Raw genomic sequence first — 23,640 nt, forward strand, 5'->3', positions numbered from 1 at the left:
CAGGCCACCTGCACAACAGAGCAGTGATCTGCAGAAAAGTTCGTATTGCAAAGCAAAAATAACAGCCATCCTGATGCCTGCCAGCGCCATTGCATCTGATGTGCATCGCAACATGGCAGCCCTGCCCCATTTGCGGAACTTTGTGCCGGCTTTGCCACCCTCAGTCACGGAGCGGGGCCGTAGCGCGGGCCTGCATACCCTCCCTATTGCGATAGCCCGTCCACCAGAGACCACCCGATGAACATTGCCTATCTCATCCTGGCCCACAACAATCCCAAGCTGCTGGAACGATTGATGCGACAGCTTGACGGGCCGCAAATCTCCTTTTTCCTGCATATCGACCGCAAGGCCGATATCACGCCCTTCCTGGGGCTGGCCGAGCATTTTCCCCGACTGCATTTCTGCCGCGACCGGATCGACGGTGCCTGGGGCCATTTCTCGCTGGTGGAAGCGACGCTGCGCCTCATGCGCCTGGCCATGCGCACCCTGGCTACGCCCGACCGGGTCGTGCTGCTCAGTGGCGCCACCCTGCCGGTGCAGCCAGCCAGCTACATCGAGGATTTTTTCCGGCGCCATGGCGAGGCCAACTTCATGGATGCCTTCGCCATGCCCAACGAACAATACGGCAAGAGCCTGGGCCGTCTGGAGCATTACTGGATACGCCGCAGCCCGCCCATGCACCGCTATCGCTGGATGCTGCAGGACTTCATCAATGCCTGGCTGCCCAGGCGCAATTTCCGGCGCGCCTTCGGCGAGCTGCAACCGGCCGCCGGCTCGCAGTGGTGGGCCATTACCGGTGTGGCGTGCCAGGTCATCCTCGACTTCATCGACGCCCATCCGCGCTTTGTGCGCTTTTGCCAGCACACCGATTGCCCGGACGAATTCTTCTTCCAGACCATCCTGTGGAATTCACCGCTACGGCAGAGCTTGCGGCCCGGCATCACCTACACCAACTGGGTCCCGGGCAAGATGAGCCCGGAAACCATCACAGAGGATTACCTGCCGCATTTCGCCCAGGACGTGGTGCTGAACTCGCCGCACAACAATAGTCCGCTGCCGCCTGCCGAGGTCCTGTTCGCCCGCAAGTTCGACGAGCAACCGGCACCCCTGCTGGACAAGCTGGAGCAACTGCTGCAGTCCAAGGCGAGGCAGCCCATCAGGGAATCAGCCTGACCCAGCGCAAGCGGCCTGCGGCCTGCACGCCCTTGAGCTTGCCGATGGCATAGGCCAGCAACACCGACAGCGCGGCCGTCACCAGGAACACCTTGCCACCACCGAACTTGCCGTTGAGCTTGAAGGCCATCTCGAAAATGGGATGGAAGTAGTAGATGCGCGCCGACATCTGGTCGCGATAGGTCATGCGCACCTGGCGCGCCGCCAGGAACAGCACCGGCGCCACCACGATCAGGCTGGCATAGAGGTCGCGCGTCTGATGGCCCCACAGGCGATCCCACAACAGGATCTCGGCCACGAACACGGCCAGCACCATTACCAGCACCAGCCACGACACCCGTTCCTGCGGATCACGCCGGCGCAAGGCCATGCCCACCAATAGGAAAGGCAGCGCCACCGTCAGGCCATTGCGATAGAGATCGAATTCGCCGTGGATGCTGCGGGCGAAGGCATTGCCGTTCCATAAGGCGACCGCTTGCAGCGCCACGCCACCCAGGAATAGCAACAGCGACAATGGCAACATCCAGCGCAAGTGCGCCCGCCCCAGGTAAGCCAGGCAGGCCGCCAGGATCAGCGCCGCCAGGTACCACAGGTGGTGCCAGCCGGTCGCCAGGTTCAGCGCGATCGAGGCCAGGCAGTCGCCCACCGAGCGCGTATCCAGCCACAGGGGCGAGAACAGCAGGCTCAGCAACAGGTAGAGCACCACGATGCGGCGCAGCCAGGGCAGGAACTTGTCGCGTTCCAGGCTGAGAAAATAGCCGTTCATGACGAAGAACACCGGCACGGCAATGCGGAAGATCCCGTTGGAGCTCAAGGCATTGAGCATCGGCAGGCTGGCAAAGGGATTGGTGTGGATGCCCACCACCATCAGGCTCATGACGAGCTTGAGGACTTCCAGGCCACCGTAGTGCTGTTTTTCCATGGCGGGTATCCGTTTCTCCATCACGCAATCACACAATCACCCTATCCGCGGCCGTCAGCGCTTGCCCGGCGCGGCATGCAGGGTCGGCGCCAGCGAGGCCTTGTACTTGCCGTACTTGAGCTGCTTGACCGCAAACTTGGCATGGGAGCGACCACCCCCGAGCATGGTGAAGAAATCGCTGGCCGACAGCTTGATCTGGTCGTAGCCGGCCAGCGAGCGCAACAGGCCCGCCATGTTGCGGCGCTGGCAGTGGCGGTCGTAGAACAATTGCGCCGCCGAGATGATGCGTTCGGGCGACTTCAGAGTGATGCGTTCGAACTCGTGCGAGATATCCATCAGGTAGGTGTTGGAGCAGATGCTGATGGCCGGCCCGAAAGCCCGTACCAGGCGTACCCAGGTTTCCCAGTCCTGCCAGGCCGGCATGGCGGCGTCGAACATGCCGATCTGCTTGAGCCGCTCGGGCGTGGTGAAGACCTGGTTGCCGATGGCATTGGTCTCCAGGATCGCCGCCAGGTCGACCTGGGCCTCGGTATCCCAGAGCATGACGCTGCCGCCGGCATTGACGATGCGGCGGTCGAACAGGCAAGAGAAATGCTGCCCCTGCTGCTCCAGCGCCTGCCATTGCCGCACGAAGCGCTCGATGCGGTCCGGCATGAAGACGTCGTCGTCGTCGATGCCGGTGATGAAGCGCCCGGAAGCCGCTTCGATGGCCAGGTTGCGGGCCGCGCAGGCGCCCTGTGATTGATCATGGTGGATCAGCCTGACCTGGATGTCGCTCGACAAGGCGCGGACATAGTCGCAGGTGCCGTCGGTGGAACCGTCGGACACCACGATCAGTTCCAGCTGCCGGTACGATTGGGCCAGTACCGAATTGACCGCGCGCGTGAGCAGGCCAAGACGGTTCTTGGTGGGGACATAGATGGAGACCAGGTCGTTCATGATGCTCTCTTGTTGGAATGTGAACCGGATCGGTATAGCCTGAAGTACGGCCTCAGGCGCGCCCCACCATCTTCTTCATGTCCAGTACCAGCTCCCTGGAAAACAGCAGCGTCAATCCCGCAAACACCACCGCGCCAAAGGCCGCCAGTCCGAACAGTACCGCCTGCGGGGCGAACTGGTCGCTGCGCATCCATTGCAGCAGCGGCGCCAGCAGGCCCAGCATCACCAGGGAAAAAACCACCGGCTGCCACAGCGCGCGCAGCAGTCCCAGCAGGTTGCTGTGCAATTCGCGGGTGGCGAAATAGAAATGCGGAATCGCATTGAGGATATTGGCGACCAGGTAGCAGATGGCCACACCCTCGATCCCCCAATGCACGCCGATGAAGAAGCTCCCCACCTGCAGCACCGCGCCCAGCGCGCCCAGGCGCATCATCAGGTCGGTGCGGCCCGTGGCCATGAACACTGCACCCGTGGTGCTGATCACCGACTGCAGGAAACCCACCGGCGCCAGCCAGGCCAGGATGATGGGCACGCTTTGCCACTGCGGCCCCAGCGCCACGCGCACGAAGGGTTCGCGCAGCAGCCACAGGCCGGCCATCATGGGCGCGGTGACGGTGGCGATCAGGCGCAGCGAGCGGAAGTACAGGCGCGCCATCTCGGCACGCTGCCCCTGCTGCCGACTCATCACCGGGAACAGCGCCCGGTTGGCCACATAGCTCATGCTCTGCAGCGGGAACATCATCACCTTGTAGGCTTGCGCATAGATACCCAGCGGGATCGCGCCCAGGATGCGGCCGATGACCATGCTGTCGGCATTGCGGGCGAAGAAGTTGACGAAGGAGAAGCCGGTCAGGTTGCCGCTGAAGCGCCATAGACCGCGGAATTCACTGCGGCTCCAGATCTTCTCGGGACGCCAGCCGCTGGAGAGCCACAACTGCAGTGCCGAGAGCATGGCCGACACCAGCGTCTGCCACACCAGGCTATAGACACCGAAGCCGGTGAAGGCCAGCGTGATGGCCGTCACCAGCGCCACCGAGGCCGACACGATCTCGATACGCGCCAGCGTGCGGAAAGAGGACTCGCGCTCCAGCAAGGCGCTGTGCACCGCGCAACTGCTGGTCAGCGGAAAGGACAAGGCCATCAGGCAGAGCACCGGGGCCAGGTGCGGCGTGCGGAAGTAATCCTCCACCATCGGCGAGATGGCCACCAGGATCACGGCGATCGAGACACCCAGTCCGATATTGAGCCAGAAGACCGTATTGGTGGTCTCGCGGGTCAGCGTCTCCTTCTGGATCACGGCAGCGCCGGTACCCATGTCGCGCAACAGCGAAGCGAAGTTGACCGCCACCGTCGCCATGGCCAGCAGGCCGTATTCGGAGGGCGCCAGCAGGCGCGAGAGGATGAAGATGGACACCATCTGCAAGGCGATGCGTACCATCTGCGACAGCGTCAGCCAGCGCGCGTTGGACATAGCCGAAGCCATTATGCGACCTTCCTTTCTTCGGCGAATCCAAAGCGCTCGACCATGGCCGCGATCTGGATGTCGTTGTAGTTGCCGGTGAGGTTGTCTTCCCACAGGGCGCATTCCTGGGAGCCGTCCCAGCAATAGAAATAGCTGTCGCGATTGGCCGAGGGCACACGACGGAAGCGTGCCCCGTTGCGACGTGCCATCCACCAGAACCAGATGTCGTCCCCGCGGGGACACAGCTGCATGAATTCATCCTCATTCAAGACCTCGTCACCCAGGATGCCCGGGGCATACAGCACCCCGCCGATACCGGTGGGGAAATGCAGGTCGTCGGCACTGAAATCGGCGATCGAATACTCCCACTGCGTATAGGGCAGCGGCAGGCCATCGCCCCCCAGGCGCACGCGATGGACGCGATGGGCAATGACTTCGCGGCTGCCGGGCTGGTAGGCATCGACCAGTTCCTTCAACCAGTTGCGCCAGTAGTGCACGTCGTCATCGGCGGTGACGATGATGCTCTCGGGATCGCATTGCAGCTGGGGGATGAGCTTCTTGTAGGAACGCAGGTCGTCGCAGGCCCGGATCTCCAGGCCATGGCGGGTCAATGACGTCACGCTGGCGGGCAGCTTGTCCATGTCCTGGTGGGCGACCCACAGGACGATGCGCGCCGGGGCGAAGGTCTGCCCCAGCAGCGACATCAGGGTCAGGTGCAGCGTGCCAAAGCGCGGCGGGTAGGAGGTCAGCGACACCACCACGCCACTGGCTGCATTGCGGCGCGCGGCGAAACGCCGGCCCGCCAGCCACCAGTTGGCCTGGAACTTGAGGAAGAAACCGGCCGCGGGAAACTGCCGGGCGTCAGCGCGCAATCGCTTCAGCATCGTGATCTCACCGAGGCGCTTTGGAGGGACGACCGATGGCGTGATACTCCACCCCCAGCCGCGCCATTGTCACGGGCTCGAACAGGTTGCGGCCATCGAAGACCAGCGGCTGCTTCAGGCTGCTCTTCATCGCGGCAAAGTCCGGGCTCTTGAAGGATTTCCATTCGGTCACGATGACCACGGCATCGGCGCCTTCCAGGGCTTCCATGGCGCCGCTGGCAAACTGCAGGTCCTGGCGCCGGCCGGGCAGATCGGCCAGGTCCAGGTCGAAGGCATGCCGGGCTTCTTCCATGGCCACGGGATCAAAGGCCTGCACCCGGGCACCACGCTGCAGCAGCTCGCGCACGATGACGCGGCTGGGGGCGGCGCGCATGTCGTCGGTATTGGGCTTGAAGGCCAGGCCCCAGACGGCGAAGGTCTTGCCCGACAGGTCTTCGCCGAGGCGAGCGATGATCTTCTTCAACAAGACCTGCTTCTGCTTGTCGTTGACCGACTCCACCGAGCCCAGGATCTCCAGCTCCTGGCCATGCTCGCTGGCGGTGCGGGCCAGCGCCTGCACGTCCTTGGGGAAGCAGGAGCCGCCATAACCGGTACCGGCATAGAGGAAGCTGAAACCGATGCGCGGATCCGAACCGATGCCCTTGCGCACATGTTCGATATCCACGCCCAGCCGGTCGGCCAGGTTGGCCAGCTCGTTCATGAAGGAGATACGGGTGGCCAGCATGGCATTGGCTGCGTACTTGGTGAACTCGGCCGACTTCACGTCCATGTAGAGAATGCGTTCGTGGTTGCGGTTCAGCGGCGCGTAGAGTTCGCGCATCACCTCGCGCGCCTCGGCGCCGGGCGCACCCTCTTCCACGCCGATGACGATGCGGTCAGGACGCATGAAGTCTTCCACCGCCGCGCCCTCCTTGAGGAACTCGGGATTGGAGACGATCCTGGCATCCAGGTCGCCGCGTCCGCGCGTCTGCAGTTCGGCCTGGATGGCGGCCTTGACCTTGTCGCCGGTCCCCACCGGCACGGTGGACTTGTCGACCACGATGCAGTTGCGCTCCATGTAACGACCGATGTTGCGGGCCGCCGCCACCACGTATTGCAGGTCGGCCGAGCCATCCTCGTCGGGCGGCGTGCCCACGGCGATGAACTGCACCTCGCCATGGGCCACGCTGGCGGCGATGTCGGTCGAGAAGATCAGGCGTCCCGAGGCACGATTGCGGGCGATGATTTCCTTGAGCCCGGGCTCGTAGATGGGCACGCCGCCGCTGTTGAGGATTTCGATCTTGTGGCGATCCACATCCAGGCAGAAGACCTTGTTACCCAGTTCGGCCAGGCAGGCGCCGGTGACCAGGCCGACATAGCCGGTCCCGATGACGGTGATGTTCATGCGTTTCCTTTCAGCTCCTTGGAGCGGAACAAGTTTTACAGCGATCTAAGACTGTCAGGCGCGCCGATGATTCCCGGCTTTCGTCAGGAGATGGCCCAACGCGCGCTATCGATATGTCCTGGTGCTGCATCGGCGGATGTCTGCGCTCCGCTCTGGTCGATGGCCTGCAGCACTGTCTCCTCGCCTTCCTGGAACTTTCTTGCAAAAAGTACAGGACCTGCCCCATAGAGCCGGCTGTCGTCGATGAACGCGCCGTCCTTGAGCCGCTGGAAGATTTCCGCGGTGATGATTTCCGGATTGGCGCGCCCCTCTATCCAGTAGGTAAAGCTCAGGTTGCGCCGGATCTTGCCCTTCAATTCGGAGTTGGAAAGAATGGTCTGGAAATAGGTCTCGTCCGGGCAATAGGAGTTGACCAGGAACCGGTAGATCTGCGGCTGCCTGCGATGGAATTGCAGGATGGTGTCGCAGCCGCGATGGGTCAGCGCCCACCAGGTGGAACCGCCGCTGGGCACCAGCCCGGCGAACACGCGCGCGATATGGCGCGGCGGCACGGTCAGGCCCAGCTTCCACCATAACTTCATGAACAGCTTGCGCGGCAGCGGATCGGCTGCGCTCGGGCAATAGCTGGTGATACGGCTCATGGGCTTGGAGGGACTGCCCAGCGGCACGCTGTTGATGAACTCCAGGTCGCCATGGCGGGCGAAGAAATCCTCGATCTCGCCGGCATGGAACAGCGGATAGTCCGCACCACTGATGAGCACGTAACGATCGAAGGGACCGGCCTGGACCGCCGTACTGATCAGCTCCAGGATCGCATCGACCTGGGAGATCTGGCCCCAGCGCACATCGTGCCGGCGCGCGGTGAACTGCACCCGCTCGCGCTGCAGGCCGGCAAAGGCCTGCGCGTCTGACTTGGCATCGAGATGGACGAAGAAGCGCGCGGCGCCACTGTCGAGCTTGTCGATGATGCGCCCGGTATGGTGCGGCGTGTTGTGGATCAGGAGCAGATAGGCGATGTTCATGGATCGTAATCTGTGAGTCCGACGACACGCCGACCAGCGCGCTAGCTCAAGTCCTGCGGGCATCCTGCCCGCACGGCATCAGGCGCGCTTGTAGACGTCGTCGAAGCGGACGATATCGTCTTCGCCCAGGTAGCTGCCGGATTGCACCTCGATCAGGTGCAGCGGCAGCTTGCCCGGATTTTCCAGACGATGGGTTACGCCGATGGGCAGGTAGATCGATTCGTTCTCGCTCAGGAGCGTGACTTCCTCGCCACGGGTGACCAGCGCGGAACCGCTGACCACCACCCAGTGCTCGGCACGGTGATAGTGCATCTGCAGGGACAGCTTCTCGCCCGGCTTGACGATGATGCGCTTGACCTGGAAGCGATCACCGGCATCCACGCTCTCGTAGCTGCCCCACGGACGATAGACACGCTTATGGTGAATATGTTCGCTGCGTTTCTTGTCTTTTAACTGGTCGACCACGCCCTTGACGTCCTGGGCGCTGTCCTTGTGCGCCACCAGCACCGCGTCGTCGGTCTCGACGATGATCAGGTCTTGCACGCCCAGCACCGCCACCATGCGGCTTTCGGCGCGCACCAGCGAATTGGAGACGCCTTTGAGATAGACGTCGCCACGGGTGACGTTGCCCTCGGCATCGGCCGGCATCACTTCCTGCAATGCGCTCCAGGAGCCGACATCGCTCCAGCCGATATCGGCCGGCACCACCACGGCGCGACGGGTGTTTTCCATCACGGCGTAGTCGATCGATTCCGAGGGGGAAGATGCAAAGGCAGCCTCGTCCAGGCGACAGAAGTCCAGGTCGCTGTAGGCCTTGGACATGGCGTCCTTGACGGCAGCTGCGATCAGGGGACGATGGGCTTCCAGCTCCTCCAGGTAGTCACGTGCACGCAGCAGGAACATGCCGCTGTTCCAGTAGTAGCGGCCATCCTCGAGGAAGGTCTTGGCGCGCTCCAGGTCTGGCTTCTCGACGAAGCGCTCGACGGCGAAGTTGCCGGTCTGGCCATGCGCCTGGCCGCTCAGGATGTAGCCGTAGCCGGTCTCCGGCTGGGTCGGCGTGATGCCAAAGGTCACCAGCGCGCCCTGCTCCACGGAGGTCATGGCACGACGCACGGCCTCATGGAAAGCCGGTCGGTCGGTGATCACGTGATCGGCCGGCAACACCAGCATGACCGCATCCGGATCCTGGCGCATCAGCTGGTAGGCAGCGGCGGCGACCGCCGGTGCGGTGTTCTTGCCTTGCGGTTCCAGCATGATGGCGTGCGGGCGCACGTCGATCTCGCGCATCTGCTCGGCGATCATGAAACGGTGCTCGTTGCCACACACCAGCACCGGCGCCAGCGCTTCGGGCCAGGCGCAGACACGCGTGACGGTCTCCTGCAGCATGGTCTGTTCGCTCACCAGCGGCAGCAGCTGCTTGGGATAGGAGGCGCGGGACAAGGGCCACAGGCGCGTACCGGCACCGCCGGAGAGAATGACTGGATAGATTTTCATGATGGGCTTTCCTGGCTCGGGAAAGCGTGCTGCCTGACATGGACTGCCACGGCCTTGAACGCTTCCCTGTTAGAATTTCTTTTCATGCGGAAACATTCCGTTCCGCGCAAACGCGGATCCCGCTTGTTCCTCACGGGCTTGCAATGTACCGGAAGTGTACTAGAAGCGGCCTGTTTGAACCAGTTCGCAGCGGCCATTCGCGCCACCCGGACGGACCTTTTCCTCCCCCTCATGGCAGCGCCCTCAGCAGGTACCCGGCACAATGCAGACGCACCTGCCGCTGCACCGGTACCGGGACGTTGATCATGGCCCACGGCCGCCCCTGTTTCGCACAGTACCCGTAGAGCAACATCAGCGATCCCAGCACCGCGCTGTCGATGGCCTGCAGGCGGGTGCAATCGAGCACCACCGGCTCGCTACCCGCTGCCGCCTGCGACAGGGCCGCACGCAAGCGGTCGATATTGGGTGCGCCCAGCACGCCGGCCAACAGCAGTTCGCAATCGCCACGATCGCGCCGGCAGCTGATCCCGGCCTGTGCGTAGGCATCCGCTTGCGGACGATGGCGGCGTGTCTCCCAGATGCAGGGCAGCACGCGCGTGGCCAGCAGCTGCAGCAAGGCCAGGCCGTCATCGCGGTAGCGCCGCCACAGCTTGGGTTCTTCCTTGATGCGCCAGAGCCATTCCAGCCCGCTCTTCTGCGCCCAGCGCGGCGCCCGCGAGACCGTCCCGGCGACGAAATTGACCACCGCGCCCAGGTGGCTCACCAGCGGCGTACGCAGCTGCGGCAGGTTGTGCTGGATCCAGGCCTGGCCTTTCTTGGCCCCCAGCGCCACCACCAGGAAATCGGCCTGGCTGTCGTTGATCTGCGCGATGGTCGCGGGCTGGCTCATCTCCTCGATGCTGCCGAAACCCGGCGAGGCAAAGCCGACGCTGCGCATGCCCGAGGGTGTGGCGTTGAGTTGTTCATGCGCCGTCTGCGCCACTCCCGGCGGGCCGCCGAAGAAGAACGCCCGCAACGGCGCCTGGCCGGCCTGCATACGCTGCTCGCGCAAGGCCTGGAACAGGCTGGAGCCGGCCACACGCTCCTCGATCGGCAAGCCCAGCGCACGGGCGATCCACACCAGCGGCATGCCATCGGCCACCGACAGGTCGCTCTGCAGGACGGAGTCGCGAAAGGCCGCATCATCCAGGCAGGCCACGGCGAAATTGAGGTTGGGCGTCGAGAGGAAGCAAGGTCGGCGCTCGCTGGCGGCACGCTGCATGAGGCCGCTCGCCTGTTGCAGGGTGACGCGATCGAAGGGCAGGCCGAGGATGCACCAGAGATCGCGCGAAAAGTCTGGCACCTGCGCCGGCAACTGGGCAGGCGGCTGCGTGGCCGATGCCGATGTGGCTGCGGACGCGGACGCAGCCGGATCTATCGACCGCCGCTTGACTTCATCAGGGATTTTTACGTTATTCAGAATCACGTTTTGACCTTACCCATTCGACCTGGCGATTGAACATGAACTTGACATACAAAGGCAGCTTGCGCGCGGCATAGCCAAAGGCCTGTGCCAGCTCGCGCAGGCTGATGACCTGGCGCCCGAAGCCGGACCAGGCCAGCAGCACGGCCGCACCGATGGCGCTCAGCACCACGCTGGCCAGCAGCAGCGGCCAGCCCCATGCCGATACCAGCCACACCAGTGCCGCCACGATCCAGGCTGCCGTACCCAGCATCACCAGCAAGGCCAGGGGGGGCACGCACAGGTCCAGCGCCAGCGCGGCCAGTGCGCCATTGCCGCTGCCCAGCGCCGCGGCCAGCAGGCGCGGCACATAGCCCAGGATGACACTGAGGTGACCGTGCTCCCAGCGCGTACGCTGCGTGGTCGCGCCGCTGTCGCTGCTGGGAAAGTAGCTGTAGACCAGGGCCTGCGGGCAGAACAGCGGAGCCTGGCCGGTACGGGCCAGGTCCACGCCCAGCTTCATGTCTTCGACGATGTGGCCGGTCGCCAGGTCGACCTGGCCGACCTGCCGCCATGAGAAGGCCATGCCGGTCCCCATCAGCTGGCACGGCAGACCCAGCTTCTGCCAGCCCAGCGGGCGCACCAGGTTCTTGACCACCCAGGCGAACTCGGCAATCCTGCGCAAGCCGCCCGCACCCGCTGGGGTATGCATGAGGTACAGTGCCTGCGCCGGCCGGCCGCTGCGCCAGCAGGCACGTGCGATGGCATCCAGCGCGCCCTCGCCCAGCAGGCAATCGGCATCGACCACGACAAGCACCTCGGGCGGGTCCTGGGCCAGCTGGCGCAGGCCGTGATCCAGTGCATAGCCTTTTCCGCGCAGGCTGTCGTGGAAGCGCTCGCTCACCTCGGCGCCGGCCTGGCGGGCGATGGCTGCCGTGGCATCGCTGCAATTGTCGGCCACCACCAGGACACGATCACCGTCCACCAGTTGCGCACGGATGCCGGCCAGTACCTCGGCAATACCGGCAGCCTCGTTGTGCGCCGGCACCAGCACCGCCAGGCGCGGCCGTTCCGGGCTCGCGGGCGTGGCGCGTGGCGCGGACCAGCGTGCCGCCAGCACTTGCACCAGCAGCACCAGCGCGGGCACGGCCAGCAACAGCAGGACCAGCATCAAAAGAATTTGCAATAGCAGGATCATCGTCGAACTTTCTTTGTCTCATGCCTCGTCGGTCGCCATTTGGAGAGCTCATCGTCGAAAAGATTCCTCACAATGAGAACTAACAAATCCGGCCGCCAATTGACTTGACTGATTGCTACCAGCCCAGCTGGAACCGGCGCAATCCAGGCCTATACTGCAAGAGGGCCTGGTACATTGGCCCCGGGAAAACTAACAAAACCAGTCCGGCCACCTTGTCTTTACATCACCTCAAAGGAACGCTGATGCCAACTCCATCTCGCGCGCTACGACTTCTTCCCGCACTGGCCGTGCTCGGGGGCTTGACCACCGCTGCACCCGCCAGGGCGGATGACTGGGGCAGCTATACCAAGCCCTTCGCCGCCGACTCACTGTGGAACAGCCGCCCGGTCAATCCCAGCTTCGCAGCGGACGTGGTGCCCACGTCCACCTATTTCCCGGCCATCACGGCCAGCGCCTATTCGACCGGCATGTTCCTGGCTTCGCCCCAGGATCCGCCGGTGACCGTGACCGGGGCCGCCGGCAGCAAGGGCCTGTTCAATACCGATGACGAGGGCTTTCACGACGTCACCCTCCCGCACTGGCCCGCCTCGGCCAAACCGGCGCCGGGTTCCGACGGTCACGCCGACATCGTCGACCCCACCACCAACATCATCCATTCCTTCTGGCAGTTGAAGCAGGTCGGCACCCAGTGGACTGCTGTCCAGTATTCCTGGACCCGCCTCGATGGCCGTGGCTGGCCCGATCCCGCGCACTACTACCAGGGCGCACGCGCCACCGGGGTACCGGCCTCGGGCGGGCTGATCCGGATCCAGGAGGTCCAGCAGAAGCCTGCCTACTACCCGCACGCGCTGGCCATGTCGCTGACCTTCAATGGTCTCTCGGCCAATCCGACCTACGTGTTCCCGGCCACCTCGGCCGATACCAATGCTGCCAAGCTCAACAGCGGCGCCTTCCCGGAAGGATCGCTGGTGATGCTGCCGCCGGACTTCGACACCAGCAAGCTCACCGATCCCGAACTGCGCCGCATCGCCGAGACCTTGAAGCGCTACGGTGCCTACATCGTCGACGCCAATACCGGCACCCCCTTCGTCATCTATGTCGAGATCGGTGCTTCCTACAACCTGCATCCGAACGGCTGGAACAACACCGCCGCCGCCGAACTCCAGGTCATCCGCGCCGGCCTGCGCCGGGTCACCGGTGCGACCGGCTGGGTCGATGGCAATGGCAAGAGCTTCACGCCCAACCAGAACCTGAACCTGCTCTCCATGCGCGGCAACTGGACCCAGCAATCCGGCAGTACCCTGGGCCGCTACAGCTCCTGGGACCAGGCCGTGGTCTTCCCGGCCACCAGCGCCGTCTCCGAAGTCGTCAACTACGGCAACCGCGGCATGAATGCGGTCACCTGGGCCAAACCGGTCAAGGGCGCCAGCTACAAGCTCACGGCCCGCACCACCGGCGGTGGCAAGCTGCGCTTCACCGTCTATGACCAGGCCGTCGGCAAGACCGCTGTCGACACCGGCTACCTCGACAACGGCCAGAGCAAGATCTTTACCTGGACCGCCACCACCCCTGCCCTGGTGCTCTACGCCCGCAGCGGCGGCACCGGCCAGGTCTCCAACGTGGGCGGCGAGCTGATCAAGGCCGACTGATCCCGCCCCACCTGCCCTGCCCGACCAGGCCCCGCCTTCCACCGGAAGGCGGGGCCTTTCATTTCATGGCACTGCCGCCATCGCCGGCAACAGGCCGCGCGCGTGCATCTGCTCCAGCAACAGGCGCGAGGCCGACAGGCTGATGTGCTGGTTGTCGTTGTAGAGATAGGCATCGCCCCGCTTGGCCATGCACTTTCCCTGCTGGCAGAACAAGGGCTGCGGATCGAAGAAAGCCACCTGCGGATGCTGGCGCTGCAGCTCGGCCACGGCAGCGTCATACTGCTGGCGCAGGGCATGATGCTCGGCCTCGGTATAGCCGCACTCGCGCGCCTGGCCATCGCCGAAGCGGCTCACGCAGGCATGCGGATCAAGCTTGAGATAAGGCACATCCGGCACGAACACCACGCGCTTGCCGGCCTTCTGGAATGCCTCGATCAACGCCCCGTAGCCGGACAGGAAGGCCTCGCGCTTGCTCAGCGTACGCCCGCCCTGCTGGTATTCGGATCCCTGCGCCAGGTCTTCGCGCGGATAAGCCGCGCTGATGACCACGGTCTGGATGGAAGGCAAGCGCCGGGCCGCTGCAATGGCTTCGTTGGCGATGGCGGTGCAATTGTTGGCCCAGCGCAGCAGGTGCGTGGGCGTATAGGGCAGATTGGGGTACACGCGGCAGGCATGGCCGGCCACCATCATGGCCGGCATGTTGATGTCGCCCGAGAAGATCGCCGAATGCAGCGCCATGACGTGGCTGTCGCCCACGAACAGGGTGCGCGGCGCGGCCGAGTTGGACAGGCAGACTTCCTCGTCCACGCCGGCCATGCCATTGTTGCGCTCGCAGCTGCCGTCGGAATTGCGCGAGCCTTCGAAAAGATCGCTGCGCCCCAGGTAGTCCAGCTTCTGGTTGATGCCGCGCTCCTCGAAGCCGCCCTTGAAATAGATCGCCATGCCTCCCAGGCCCACCATCACGTTGATCGCCAGCAGCACCAGAACCGTACGGCGATGGCCGGAGTGGCGCAGCGGCCGCTCGATGCAGCGATAGGTCAGCCAGGACAGCAGCAGCGCGCCGCCCACGGCTGCCGCGCGCCACGACGGCGGTGCGCTCTGGCCTTCGATGATGGTGGCAAAGGCCAGCAGCGGCCAGTGCCACAGGTACAGCGGGTAGCTGATCAAGCCCACACCGACCATGCCCCGGCTGGCCAGCACACGGCGGTTGAACCAGGCCTGCGGCCCGGCTGAGAGCAGCAGGAAGGCGCCCACGGCCGGCAGCAAGGCCCACCAGCCCGGGAAGGCGCGCTGGCCATCCAGCAGGGCGAAACCCGCCACCAGCAAGGCCAGGCCCAGCCATGACTGCAGGTTCTGGTGGCGCCCGATGAGGTCCTGGCGGTGCAGGTGGAGATAGGCCAGCGCACCACCGATCATCAGTTCCCAGAAGCGTGCCAGCGGCGAATAGAAGGCCGCGCTCTGGTCCTGGCCGATCAGGTAGAGGTTGATGCCGAAGGAGACCAGCCCGATCACGCCCATGATGCGCAGGAAGCCCCAGCGGCGCTTGTACACCAGCGCCAGCAGCAGCGGCCAGAACAGGTAGAACTGTTCCTCGATGGCCAGGCTCCAGAGGTGCAGCAGCGGCTTGGTCTCGGCGGAATTATCGAAATAGCCGCTCTCGCGCCAGAACAGGAAATTGGAAATGAAGCTGGAGCCACCAAAGAGATGCTTGCCCAGCTGCTTGTACTCGTCGGCGAAGAGCACGAACCAGCCAGCCACCAGGCACAGCGACATCACCGTCATCAGCGCCGGGAAGATGCGCCGCACCCGACGCACATAGAAATCGGCGAGGCTGAAGCGGCCATGCTCCAGGTTCTTGAAGAGGATCAGCGAGATCAGGTAACCCGAGATGACGAAGAAGATATCCACGCCAATGAAGCCGCCCTCGAACCACGCCGGGAAGGCATGGAAGATCACCACCGAACCGACCGCAATGGCGCGCAGGCCATCGATGTCTGGCCGATAGGCGGGATGCAGCGAGGGAGCAGGCAGGGCGTCGCGCGCACGCTCTCCTGCCAGTCCCCCCGGGTGGCGCTGCAGGTCTGCCGGTGGTCCGGCGTCATTGTTCTTGGTCAAGAGCACTGGTGGCTTTTCCTTATCGGTGGTGGACACTAGCGAAACCGGGCGCGCACCCGGCGCAGGGGAGCATCGATGAAGCGATCGACTGCCATCGCGAAGGCCAGCGACAACAGCAAGGCGACCGCGATGTTGAGAGCGGCGTTGCCTGAGACCCAGTCGACATTGCTCAGCAATACCTCATGCGAAAGATAGATCGAGTAGGAATAGATGCCGATGCGCTGCACCCAGCGCAGGTTGAGCAGCCGGAACGGGAAGCTGTGCGGATGCGACACCGAGTAAAAGAACAGCGGCATCAATGCCAGTCCCTGCAGCGAATAGCGCAAGGTTTCGCGGAACACGCCATCGCGCACCACCAGCGTAGCCAGCAACAACACGATACCCAGCGTGACACCGGCGACACGCACGACCGGCTTCTGCAAGGCGGTATGGAGTGCGGGCGGCACCCGCAGCAGCGCCAGGATGCAGCCAAACAGGATGGAATCGATGCGGGTATCGGTGGCGTAGTAGGTGCGCTCCATCGACACCCCCGCATGCAGCACCAGCGCATAGCGCCACAGCAGCACCAGCACGCACAGGCCGGCCAGATAGAGCGGAATCTTGCGGTGGTCGACACGGCGCATCAGGAAGATGAACAGCGCCGGGAAGACGAAATAGAAATGCTCCTCCACCGCCAGCGACCAGAACACCCCGGTTCCCTGCGGCAGGGTATGGCCGTTATCGAAGAACAGGGCGTAGTAGTTGGCAAAATAAAACAGCTGCGCGAAGAACCCCGACCAGGAGGCATTGCCGGTGAACAGGCCCACATGGGTCAAGCCATAGGTCAACACCAGCACCAGCAGCAGCGGCGGCGTCAGGCGCAACACACGACGTACGTAGAAGTGACGCACATTGATGCCCTGGCCCGCCGAGAATTCGCGCACCAGCAAGGTGGTGATCAGGTAGCCGCTGAGGAAGAAGAAGATGGTCACGCCCAGCCCGCCGGGCACGATGCGCCCCAGCCCGGCGTGGCTGAGGAAGACGATGGCGATGGCCACGGCGCGCCAGCCATCCAGCGAAGGGATGTCCTTGTGCTGGGTGTGGACCATGCTGACCGCCTGCCAGCCACCGGCGCCGGCACTGTCCGGATAGAGGGTGCGCGCCAGGCTCATTGCGTCCCTCCCGCCGAGGCGGCCACACCCAGCGCCTGCGCTTGCGGCGCGGCATGGACCTGGAACAGGCGCACCAGCTTGCCTGCCTCGACGTTGATCGAATGCCGTTCCACGGCACGCAACTGGGCGGCCTGCCCCATGCGCGCCAGCTGCTCGGGCGAGGCCGCCAGGCAGGCCTGCATGGACTGCACCAGGCGCTCGATATCGCCCGCCGGGAACAGCCAGCCATTCTCGCCATGGATCACCAGCTCCGGGATGCCGGCAATGTAGGTGGTCAGCACCGGGCGACGCAAGGCCATGGCTTCCATGATCACCACCGGCAAGCCCTCGGCAAAGCTGGGCAAGACCATGGCGCGCGCGGCCAGCAATTCCTCGCGCACCTGCTGGCTGCTGATCCAGCCGGTGATGCGCACCTGCTGCTGCAGGCCGTGATGGGCAATGCGCTCTTCGATCTGGGCCCGCATCTCGCCGTCACCGGCCAGCACCAGTTCGAAGTCGATACCGCGCCGCTGCAACTGTGCCGCCGCTTCCACCAGCAGCAGCTGGCCCTTTTGCTCGCACAGGCGGCCTATGCATACCAGTCGTGGCGCCAATGCCGGCAGGGTCGGCGCGCCGGCGTAGAAGCCGCGCTCCAGGCCGCAATGGACGATGGCGATCTTGTCCCAGGCGCCCTGCTCCACCCAGCGATACAGCTGGCTGCGGCAGAACGAGGTGATGGCGACGGTGAAGGCGGAACGACGGATCTTTTCATCCAGGCCCAGGGCGATGGGCTTGTCGAACTCTTCCGGGCCATGCACCGTGAAACTGTAGCTGGGTCCGCCCAGGCATTGGGCCAGCATCACGATCTCGGCCGAGTTGGTGCCGAAGTGCGCGTGGATGTGACGCACGCCAGCCGCCGCGCACCACTCCACCACCTGCGCCGCTTCGGCCAGGTAGACCAGGTGATACGGCAAGGCGCGCTCGCCACGCGCGGCCATGCGCACGGCCAGTTTCAGGGCGGCCCAGAAGCGCCCGGGCCGGGCCGTCAATTGCCGCATCAGCGGGGCCACCAAACCACGCACGCCCTGCCGCAGCAGATAGCGGGTGCGGCTGCGCTCGGCACGGTCATCCTCGTCGACCACCTCGGCATCCCAGCCACGCAAGGCGATGCGCAGCACCTCGAAGCCCTGCGCTTCCACCGCCGCGATCTCGCGGCGGATGAAGCTGTGGCTGACCTTGGGATACTGGTTGACGAAATAGGCGATGGGAGTAGGCATAGGCAATCGTGCTCAGGTTGGAGTCAGACGGTATCGGGCTGGCGCAGGCCGGGCATGGCGGCACGATGCAGGCGTCGCGTCTTGCGCTGCGCCAGTTCCTGCTGGTAGGCCTCGCTGTTGATGTAGACCGAGCAGCCCATGCCCAGCAGCAGCCAGAAATACCAGTTGAAGGCCAGGTAGGACAGCAGGTTGTCGGAGGCCGAGACCACCAGGTATTCCACCAGCGTGCAGATCAGGATGGCCGCGCCGAGGCGGTCCAGCGCGTAGAGCTTCATCAACTTGCGCAGCACCATGTAGAAGATGCTCAGGTAGGCCAGCATGCCGATCAGGCCAGTATCGAAGAACCACTGCACGAACACGCTGTGCGCGCCCCACTTGGTCTTGCCGGCCAGCGGGAAGAACACCTGCGAGTAATAGGGGAAGGACTCCACCCCATAGCCGGTCAGGTAGTGCGTGGGTGACATCCACTTCAGGCCCGACTCCCACAGGTAGACACGCCAGGCAAAGGAATTGAGCTTGGCATAGGTCTGCACCGTATTGCCGCTGTCGAGCTGCATGAGGCGCTCCTGCACGCTGGGCACCAGCATGGCCAGCAGCGGCAGGATCGCCAGATAGATCAGGTAGCGCCGCTCGAACATCACACCATACAGCAGGAACAGCATGAAGCAGGCGATCCAGGCGCTGCGCGTCTGCGTCAGCAGCAGCAGGCCGAACAGGCCCAGCAGGTAACCCATGAGCATGAAGCGGCTGAACTGGCCGACCTTGAAGGTGCTGCTCTTGAGCACATACAAGCCCAGCGAGATCACCAGCGTCAGGTAGAAGGCCAGGATATTGGGGTGGCCGAAGGTACTTTGCAGCCGGAAGTTGGCCAGCCCGCCGCGAGCATACAGCCCCACGCTGACCACGCCATAGAGGGCCGGAACAATGGAGGAGGCAATCATGATCTTGACCATGCTGCGGAAATCCTCGGGCGTGCGCACCACGTAGAAGGCGCAGACGAAGACGGCGAAGTAGGAGCACAGCGAGAGCACGATCTTGATGGCCGCGCCACGGTCCGGCGAGATCAGCACGCCAGCGGCGGCCACGCCCAGCAAGACCAGCCAGGGCACGGCCAGCCAGCGCGGCAACTGCTTGGGCTTCTCGATCACGAAGAGCAAGGCGATCAGGATGATGAGCGCGTTGATGGCCGCCCCCAGGCCCAGCGACACGGCGCCGCCGCTGCCCACCCGGGTGGACTCCAGCACGATGTCGCCCGAGGCGCGGAACAGGAAGATCAGCAACAGCAACAGACGGCGGTTGAAGATGAACAAGGCGCCCAGCACGAACAGGGCCGGCAAGGCCATCAGGCGCCCCACGCTGTCGCCCAGCAAGGCAGCGGCCACCGGCAGCGCCATGCCCACCAGGATGGCGATGAAGACAGCGGCGGCCAACAATAGCCATTGGCTGGAATCGAGGGAATATCGTTTCATGCTCAAGTCCTATGCACGTAGCCAGGAAAAATCCTCAGGGCTCAGGCCGGCACCAGCAGGCCCGGCTTGCTCTTGCGCAGCGCCGCTTCCAGGTCTTGCAGGAAGCGTTGCTGCAGTTCGTAGGCGGCGCCCGCATCGGCGCGATCGCTGACCAGGCTGGAGGCGCGCACCAGGATGCCGTCGGCAATGCGTCCCTGCATGCCCTGCCGGAAGATCGTCGTGCGTGCCGCCAGGCCACCCACGGGCATGGCGTCACCGATGCGTACCCAGTAGCTGACCGGTTCCAGGCGATCACCGTTGCGCGCCAGGAAGCGGCGCCCCTCAATGGCCGTGCCGTCGGCCGCCCGCAGAGTCAGCGGCTGGCGATCGGTCAGCGTGAAGCCCTGGGCCACATAACAGACCTCGGGCGGATGGATCTTCACGTCCTGCATCTGTTCGTGGGCGTAGGCCAGCGCCAGCATCACCTGCTCGCCGCGACGGTTGACGTAGGTACGCGCCAGTTCATCGTCATAGGGTTGCTCGGCGCTGCGGCCGGTCCCCTCCTGCAGGGCAGTGCCGATCTGCAGGTAAGGCGATGGCACGGCCCGCCAGTCGCCGAAACGCTCGGGCACGAAGGTGGAGAACGGCGCGGTCTTGACTGTGGTCTGCTCATGCGGCGCCAGCGCATGGGCGGTTGCCACCGAGACCAGCATGCCGGCCATCACCAGCGCCGCCAGCGGCAGATGCAGGGCAAAGAGGCGGTCTTCGCGCACGGGGATCGGGGCAGGCTTGCGTGCTGGCGCTGACACTGCCGATGCCCGCGGCATGGCCACACCGCGCCACTGCGCATGACGCACGACGATCCAGCGCAGCAGGCTGTCCAGGCCGATGATCAGACCCAGTGCCACGAAGAACAGCAGCATGCCGGCAAATCCATGCAGGAAGCCCTGCCCGGCCGCGTCACCAAGGTAGTAAGTGATCAGCGCCAGCACCACCACCCGCACCGTATTGGCGGTGAAGGAGACCGGCACGATCAGCAGTGCCAGCAGGCTGTTGCGCAACCACGAGGGATGCCGCACCAGGTTCATGTACAGCAGGCCCAGCGCCTCCAGCGTGAACAGCGAATTGAGGCCGGCGCAAGCGTCCGCCACCAGCAGCTGGTAGGGGCCGATGGTGATGACCACGCCGCTGCGCGCCACCGGATACGCCATCAGACGCAACAGGTATTCGGCCGCATGGGAGACACCGATCTTCAGCGGCTGCGTCAGCAAGTCCACCACCGAGGCCGGCAGCGGCACCATGAAGAGCATGAAGAAGAACGCGAACCACAGGCGGCGGCAGGTCCGCACACCGTAGACCAGCAACACGATGCCCACCAGCAGCGGGATCAGCGAGCCGGCTTCCATGAACAGCACCGTCTGCGCGCGTCCCAGGGCAAAGCAGGCCAGTGCCAGCAGCAGCACCAGGCCACCCGCCAGAGGGGCTGGACGGCGTTCGATCAGACCTTCCTCGCGCAACTGCCGCACCCGCACACCCAGGTAGCAGCACGCCACCAGCAGCACGATGGGACCGTGGGCATTGCGCTCGCTGCTCCAGACACCCCGCAACAGATCGATGAAGCTGGGCAGGTACATCGCGGCCAGCCCCAGCGCCACCAGCAGCCACGGCATCCAGTGCGCATGGCGTTGCTGCAGCGGGTAGGTGGTCTGTTCGATGCTCATGGTCGGCCCTGGCGTGTGGCGATCAGAACTCGTTGAGCACGCTGCCCACCACCATCACGCGGGCGTCGGCCAGGCTGTCGGTGAGACTGCGCACGGCGGCGATATGGCTCACGTTCTTGCGCACCACCATCAATGCCGCACCGGTGCGCCCTGCCACCATCTGGGCGTCGGCACAATCAATGCCAGCGGGTGTGTCGATGAGGATCACGTCATAGCTGGGCGCCAGCTGCTGCAGCAGTTGCGCGAACGGTGGCCGGCCCAGCAGCTCCTGCGGATTGGGTGGCGTCGGGCCGGAGGGCAGCACCGACAGGTCGATCAGCGCCGGGATGCGCTGGATCGCCTCGGCCGCGCCGGCACGGCCGGCGATGACGGCCGACAGGCCGTTGCGGTTGTCCAGGCCGAACAGCTCGTGCTGGCGCGGATGACGCATGTCGGCGTCGATGAGCAGCGTGCGCTCGCCCAGTTGCGAGAACACCACCGCCAGGTTGGCCGCCAGGAAGCTGCGCCCCTCGCCACGTCCCGGGCTGGTGATTGCCAGCGCCTTGTGGCCGAGATCGGCGTCGAACCAGCGCAGCATCAGCTGGCTGCGCAGCGCGCGCAGGGTTTCCACCTGGGCGCTGAAGGGATTGTAGGCAGCCACCACTGTCTCGCTGACGCGGCTCTCACCCTTCATCAGGTAGGGATAGTCGAACTGGCGCGACAGCGCCTGGTCGATATCGGCCTGGGTCAAGAGACCCAGCTGGATGGCGGCGTCGCCAAAGCGCATGCCGCGCTCGCGCTGCAGGCGCAGGATGCGCTCGGCCTTGTCCGGGGTGAGCTTGCCGACGTCGATCAAGATCGCGCCGATGGAACGGTTGGGCAAGGCATCTTGTTCCTTGCTGTTGATCAGGGTAGCGGTATCCATGTGATTGACCTCTGCGTGTTCTTGACGTGATGTATCTGCAATGCGGCCGGGGACTGCGGCGACCGCGCTCATGCCGGTGCCGAGCCAGCGCCGCGGCCCAGGCCCAGGCGGCGGTCACGCCCCTTCTGCGCCGTCGGGCGGGCAATGCTGCCCAGCACCGGCAAGCCCAGGCCTTCGACCAGGTCGGCCTCGGAGCGCACGCGGCGATTGAGCAGTTCCAGCCCCAGGGCCGCCATCACGCCCAGCACCAGGCCCACGAACGTGGCCAGTGCCAGGTTGAGCAGCAGGCGCGGGCTGGAGGGCGCCGTCGGCGGCATGGCCGTGGCCAGGATGGAGATATCGGACTGGTTGGACTGCCCTTCCAGATTGGTCTGCATGAAGCGCTGGGCGGTCAGCTCATAGGCACGCTGGGCGCTGTCGAGGTCACGCGAGAGCACGGCCAGTTCGTCGCGGGTGCGGTTCAGGTCCAGCACCTTCTGCTTTTGCGCGTTGAAATCGCCACGGATCTCGGCTTCGCGCTTTTGCAGGATGCTGGCATTGGTCGCCACGCTGGCCGAGGTGGAGGAGATGGCCGCATTCAACTGGGCCCGCAGCCCATCGACTTCGGCCTTGGCGTTGAGATAGTCCGGGTGATTGGTCCCCAGGCGCTTGGCGGCCTGTTCGAAGCGCGCCTCCGAGGCCGCCAGGTTGGCCTTGAGGTTCTGCACCAGCGGATTGGCATTCACGTCCGGCGAATTGCTGGCGCTGCCGGCCGCCTGGCGTCGCGACTGCGCTTCGGCCACGGCGCCCTGGGCTGCCACCAGCTGGGTGGAGAGATCGTTCAGGCGATTGCTTTCCACGTCCACGCGGTTATCCAGGTTGGTGATGCCGTGCTCCTGCTGGTACTTGGAGAGCTTGGCCTGGGCTTGCTCATAGTTGTCGCGCAGTACCTTGATCTGGTCGTTGAAGTAGGCCGAGGCCTTGCGGGTGGGATCGAGCTTCAACTGCATGCTGACCTGCTGGTAGGCCTCGGCAAAGGCATTGGCCATGGTGGCGACGATTTGCGGATCGCGCCCCTTGTAGGTGATATCGATCACGCTGCTGTCACGCGAGGCTTGTGCATCGAGGTCGTTGAGCAGGATGCCGGCCAGCCAGTTGCGGATGTCGAGCTGGCTGTCGCTGTTGGCATAGCTTTCCTTGACTTTCGGGTCCTGGGCCAGCTTGAGGTTGTCGACCACCGCCAGCGCCGTGCTGCGGCTGTTGATGATGTCCACCTGGGTCGGCATGTAGCCCGGCAGGGCCTGGGCCGTCACCATCTGGCCGGTCACCGGATCGGTGGCCTTGTAGTTCAGCACCACCGAGGAGGTGGCCTTGTATTTCTTGCTGGCCACCAGGCTCACCACCAGCGCCGCGGCCACGGTGACGCCGAAGATCAGCAGGATGACCCTGAGATGAGCCCGCAGGATCAGCAGGAACTGGGATAGATTCATGGGAATAC

Annotated in this window: 18 protein-coding genes; 2 read left to right on the plus strand and 16 right to left on the minus strand. The window is 64.6% G+C overall.

The window, feature by feature from the left end; genetic code table 11:
- The first annotated feature begins 237 nt into the window (after positions 1 to 237).
- On the plus strand, positions 238 to 1,173 hold the full coding sequence (locus tag ACIPHN_RS21270) for a beta-1,6-N-acetylglucosaminyltransferase (RefSeq protein WP_400439780.1): 936 nt from the start codon (positions 238 to 240) through the stop codon (positions 1,171 to 1,173).
- On the opposite strand, the gene ACIPHN_RS21275 is transcribed toward ACIPHN_RS21270, so the two are convergent.
- From ACIPHN_RS21275 to ACIPHN_RS21315, 9 genes are all read right to left on the minus strand, one after another.
- On the minus strand, positions 1,157 to 2,095 hold the full coding sequence (locus ACIPHN_RS21275; protein ID WP_400439783.1) for an acyltransferase family protein: 939 nt from the start codon (positions 2,093 to 2,095) through the stop codon (positions 1,157 to 1,159). The genes ACIPHN_RS21270 and ACIPHN_RS21275 overlap by 17 nt on opposite strands.
- Before the next feature lie 54 nt (positions 2,096 to 2,149).
- Positions 2,150 to 3,034 (minus strand): glycosyltransferase, encoded by an 885-nt coding sequence (locus tag ACIPHN_RS21280; RefSeq protein ID WP_400439786.1) that lies wholly within the window; start codon positions 3,032 to 3,034, stop codon positions 2,150 to 2,152.
- Between the two features lie 52 nt (positions 3,035 to 3,086).
- Entirely contained in the window at positions 3,087 to 4,517 is a 1,431-nt protein-coding gene (locus ACIPHN_RS21285; RefSeq protein ID WP_400439788.1) for an MOP flippase family protein, read from the minus strand.
- Positions 4,517 to 5,380 carry a hypothetical protein gene (locus tag ACIPHN_RS21290; protein WP_400439791.1) on the minus strand — a complete coding sequence of 288 codons (864 nt, stop codon included), beginning with the start codon at positions 5,378 to 5,380 and terminating at the stop codon, positions 4,517 to 4,519. Before ACIPHN_RS21290 ends, ACIPHN_RS21285 begins: the two co-directional genes overlap by 1 nt.
- 7 nt (positions 5,381 to 5,387) lie before the next feature.
- A complete protein-coding gene (locus ACIPHN_RS21295; protein WP_400439794.1) occupies positions 5,388 to 6,764 on the minus strand; it encodes a UDP-glucose dehydrogenase family protein in 1,377 nt (458 codons plus the stop codon).
- 83 nt (positions 6,765 to 6,847) lie between these two features.
- A complete protein-coding gene (locus ACIPHN_RS21300) occupies positions 6,848 to 7,786 on the minus strand; it encodes a beta-1,6-N-acetylglucosaminyltransferase (protein ID WP_400439797.1) in 939 nt (312 codons plus the stop codon).
- Between the two features lie 78 nt (positions 7,787 to 7,864).
- Positions 7,865 to 9,280, minus strand: a complete 1,416-nt coding sequence (locus tag ACIPHN_RS21305; protein WP_400439800.1) for a mannose-1-phosphate guanylyltransferase/mannose-6-phosphate isomerase — start codon at positions 9,278 to 9,280, stop codon at positions 7,865 to 7,867.
- 229 nt (positions 9,281 to 9,509) lie between these two features.
- The gene (locus ACIPHN_RS21310; protein WP_400439803.1) at positions 9,510 to 10,622 is read right to left on the minus strand and encodes a WecB/TagA/CpsF family glycosyltransferase; all 1,113 of its coding nucleotides are present in this window, start codon (positions 10,620 to 10,622) and stop codon (positions 9,510 to 9,512) included.
- Between the two features lie 109 nt (positions 10,623 to 10,731).
- Positions 10,732 to 11,919, minus strand: coding sequence for a glycosyltransferase family 2 protein (locus ACIPHN_RS21315; protein ID WP_400439805.1), 1,188 nt, complete (start codon positions 11,917 to 11,919; stop codon positions 10,732 to 10,734).
- Positions 11,920 to 12,161: 242 nt separating this feature from the next.
- Between ACIPHN_RS21315 and ACIPHN_RS21320 the strand changes: the two genes are divergently transcribed.
- Positions 12,162 to 13,568: an Atrophin-1 multi-domain protein gene (locus tag ACIPHN_RS21320; protein WP_400439807.1), complete on the plus strand. Its 1,407-nt coding sequence runs from the start codon at positions 12,162 to 12,164 to the stop codon at positions 13,566 to 13,568.
- 63 nt (positions 13,569 to 13,631) lie between these two features.
- Here the strand turns inward: ACIPHN_RS21320 and ACIPHN_RS21325 are convergent, their stop codons facing one another.
- The 7 genes from ACIPHN_RS21325 to epsF form a co-directional block, all read right to left on the minus strand.
- On the minus strand, positions 13,632 to 15,683 hold the full coding sequence (locus ACIPHN_RS21325) for an acyltransferase family protein (protein ID WP_400439810.1): 2,052 nt from the start codon (positions 15,681 to 15,683) through the stop codon (positions 13,632 to 13,634).
- Positions 15,684 to 15,718: 35 nt separating this feature from the next.
- Positions 15,719 to 16,834, minus strand: coding sequence for an acyltransferase family protein (locus ACIPHN_RS21330; RefSeq protein ID WP_400439813.1), 1,116 nt, complete (start codon positions 16,832 to 16,834; stop codon positions 15,719 to 15,721).
- Positions 16,831 to 18,090: a glycosyltransferase family 4 protein gene (locus tag ACIPHN_RS21335; RefSeq protein WP_400439816.1), complete on the minus strand. Its 1,260-nt coding sequence runs from the start codon at positions 18,088 to 18,090 to the stop codon at positions 16,831 to 16,833. The genes ACIPHN_RS21330 and ACIPHN_RS21335 overlap by 4 nt, the downstream gene beginning before the upstream one ends.
- Before the next feature lie 23 nt (positions 18,091 to 18,113).
- The gene (locus ACIPHN_RS21340; protein ID WP_400439819.1) at positions 18,114 to 19,559 is read right to left on the minus strand and encodes an O-antigen ligase family protein; all 1,446 of its coding nucleotides are present in this window, start codon (positions 19,557 to 19,559) and stop codon (positions 18,114 to 18,116) included.
- A 41-nt stretch (positions 19,560 to 19,600) separates the two neighbouring features.
- Positions 19,601 to 21,259 carry an exosortase B gene (xrtB, locus tag ACIPHN_RS21345; protein WP_400439822.1) on the minus strand — a complete coding sequence of 553 codons (1,659 nt, stop codon included), beginning with the start codon at positions 21,257 to 21,259 and terminating at the stop codon, positions 19,601 to 19,603.
- A gap of 22 nt (positions 21,260 to 21,281) precedes the next feature.
- The gene (gene epsG, locus ACIPHN_RS21350; RefSeq protein ID WP_400439825.1) at positions 21,282 to 22,163 is read right to left on the minus strand and encodes a chain length determinant protein tyrosine kinase EpsG; all 882 of its coding nucleotides are present in this window, start codon (positions 22,161 to 22,163) and stop codon (positions 21,282 to 21,284) included.
- Between the two features lie 68 nt (positions 22,164 to 22,231).
- Entirely contained in the window at positions 22,232 to 23,632 is a 1,401-nt protein-coding gene (gene epsF / locus ACIPHN_RS21355; protein ID WP_400439828.1) for a chain length determinant protein EpsF, read from the minus strand.
- Positions 23,633 to 23,640: the final 8 nt, after the last annotated feature.

The sequence above is a fragment of the Herbaspirillum sp. NPDC087042 genome, assembly GCF_044745245.1.
GTDB lineage: Bacteria > Pseudomonadota > Gammaproteobacteria > Burkholderiales > Burkholderiaceae_D > Herbaspirillum.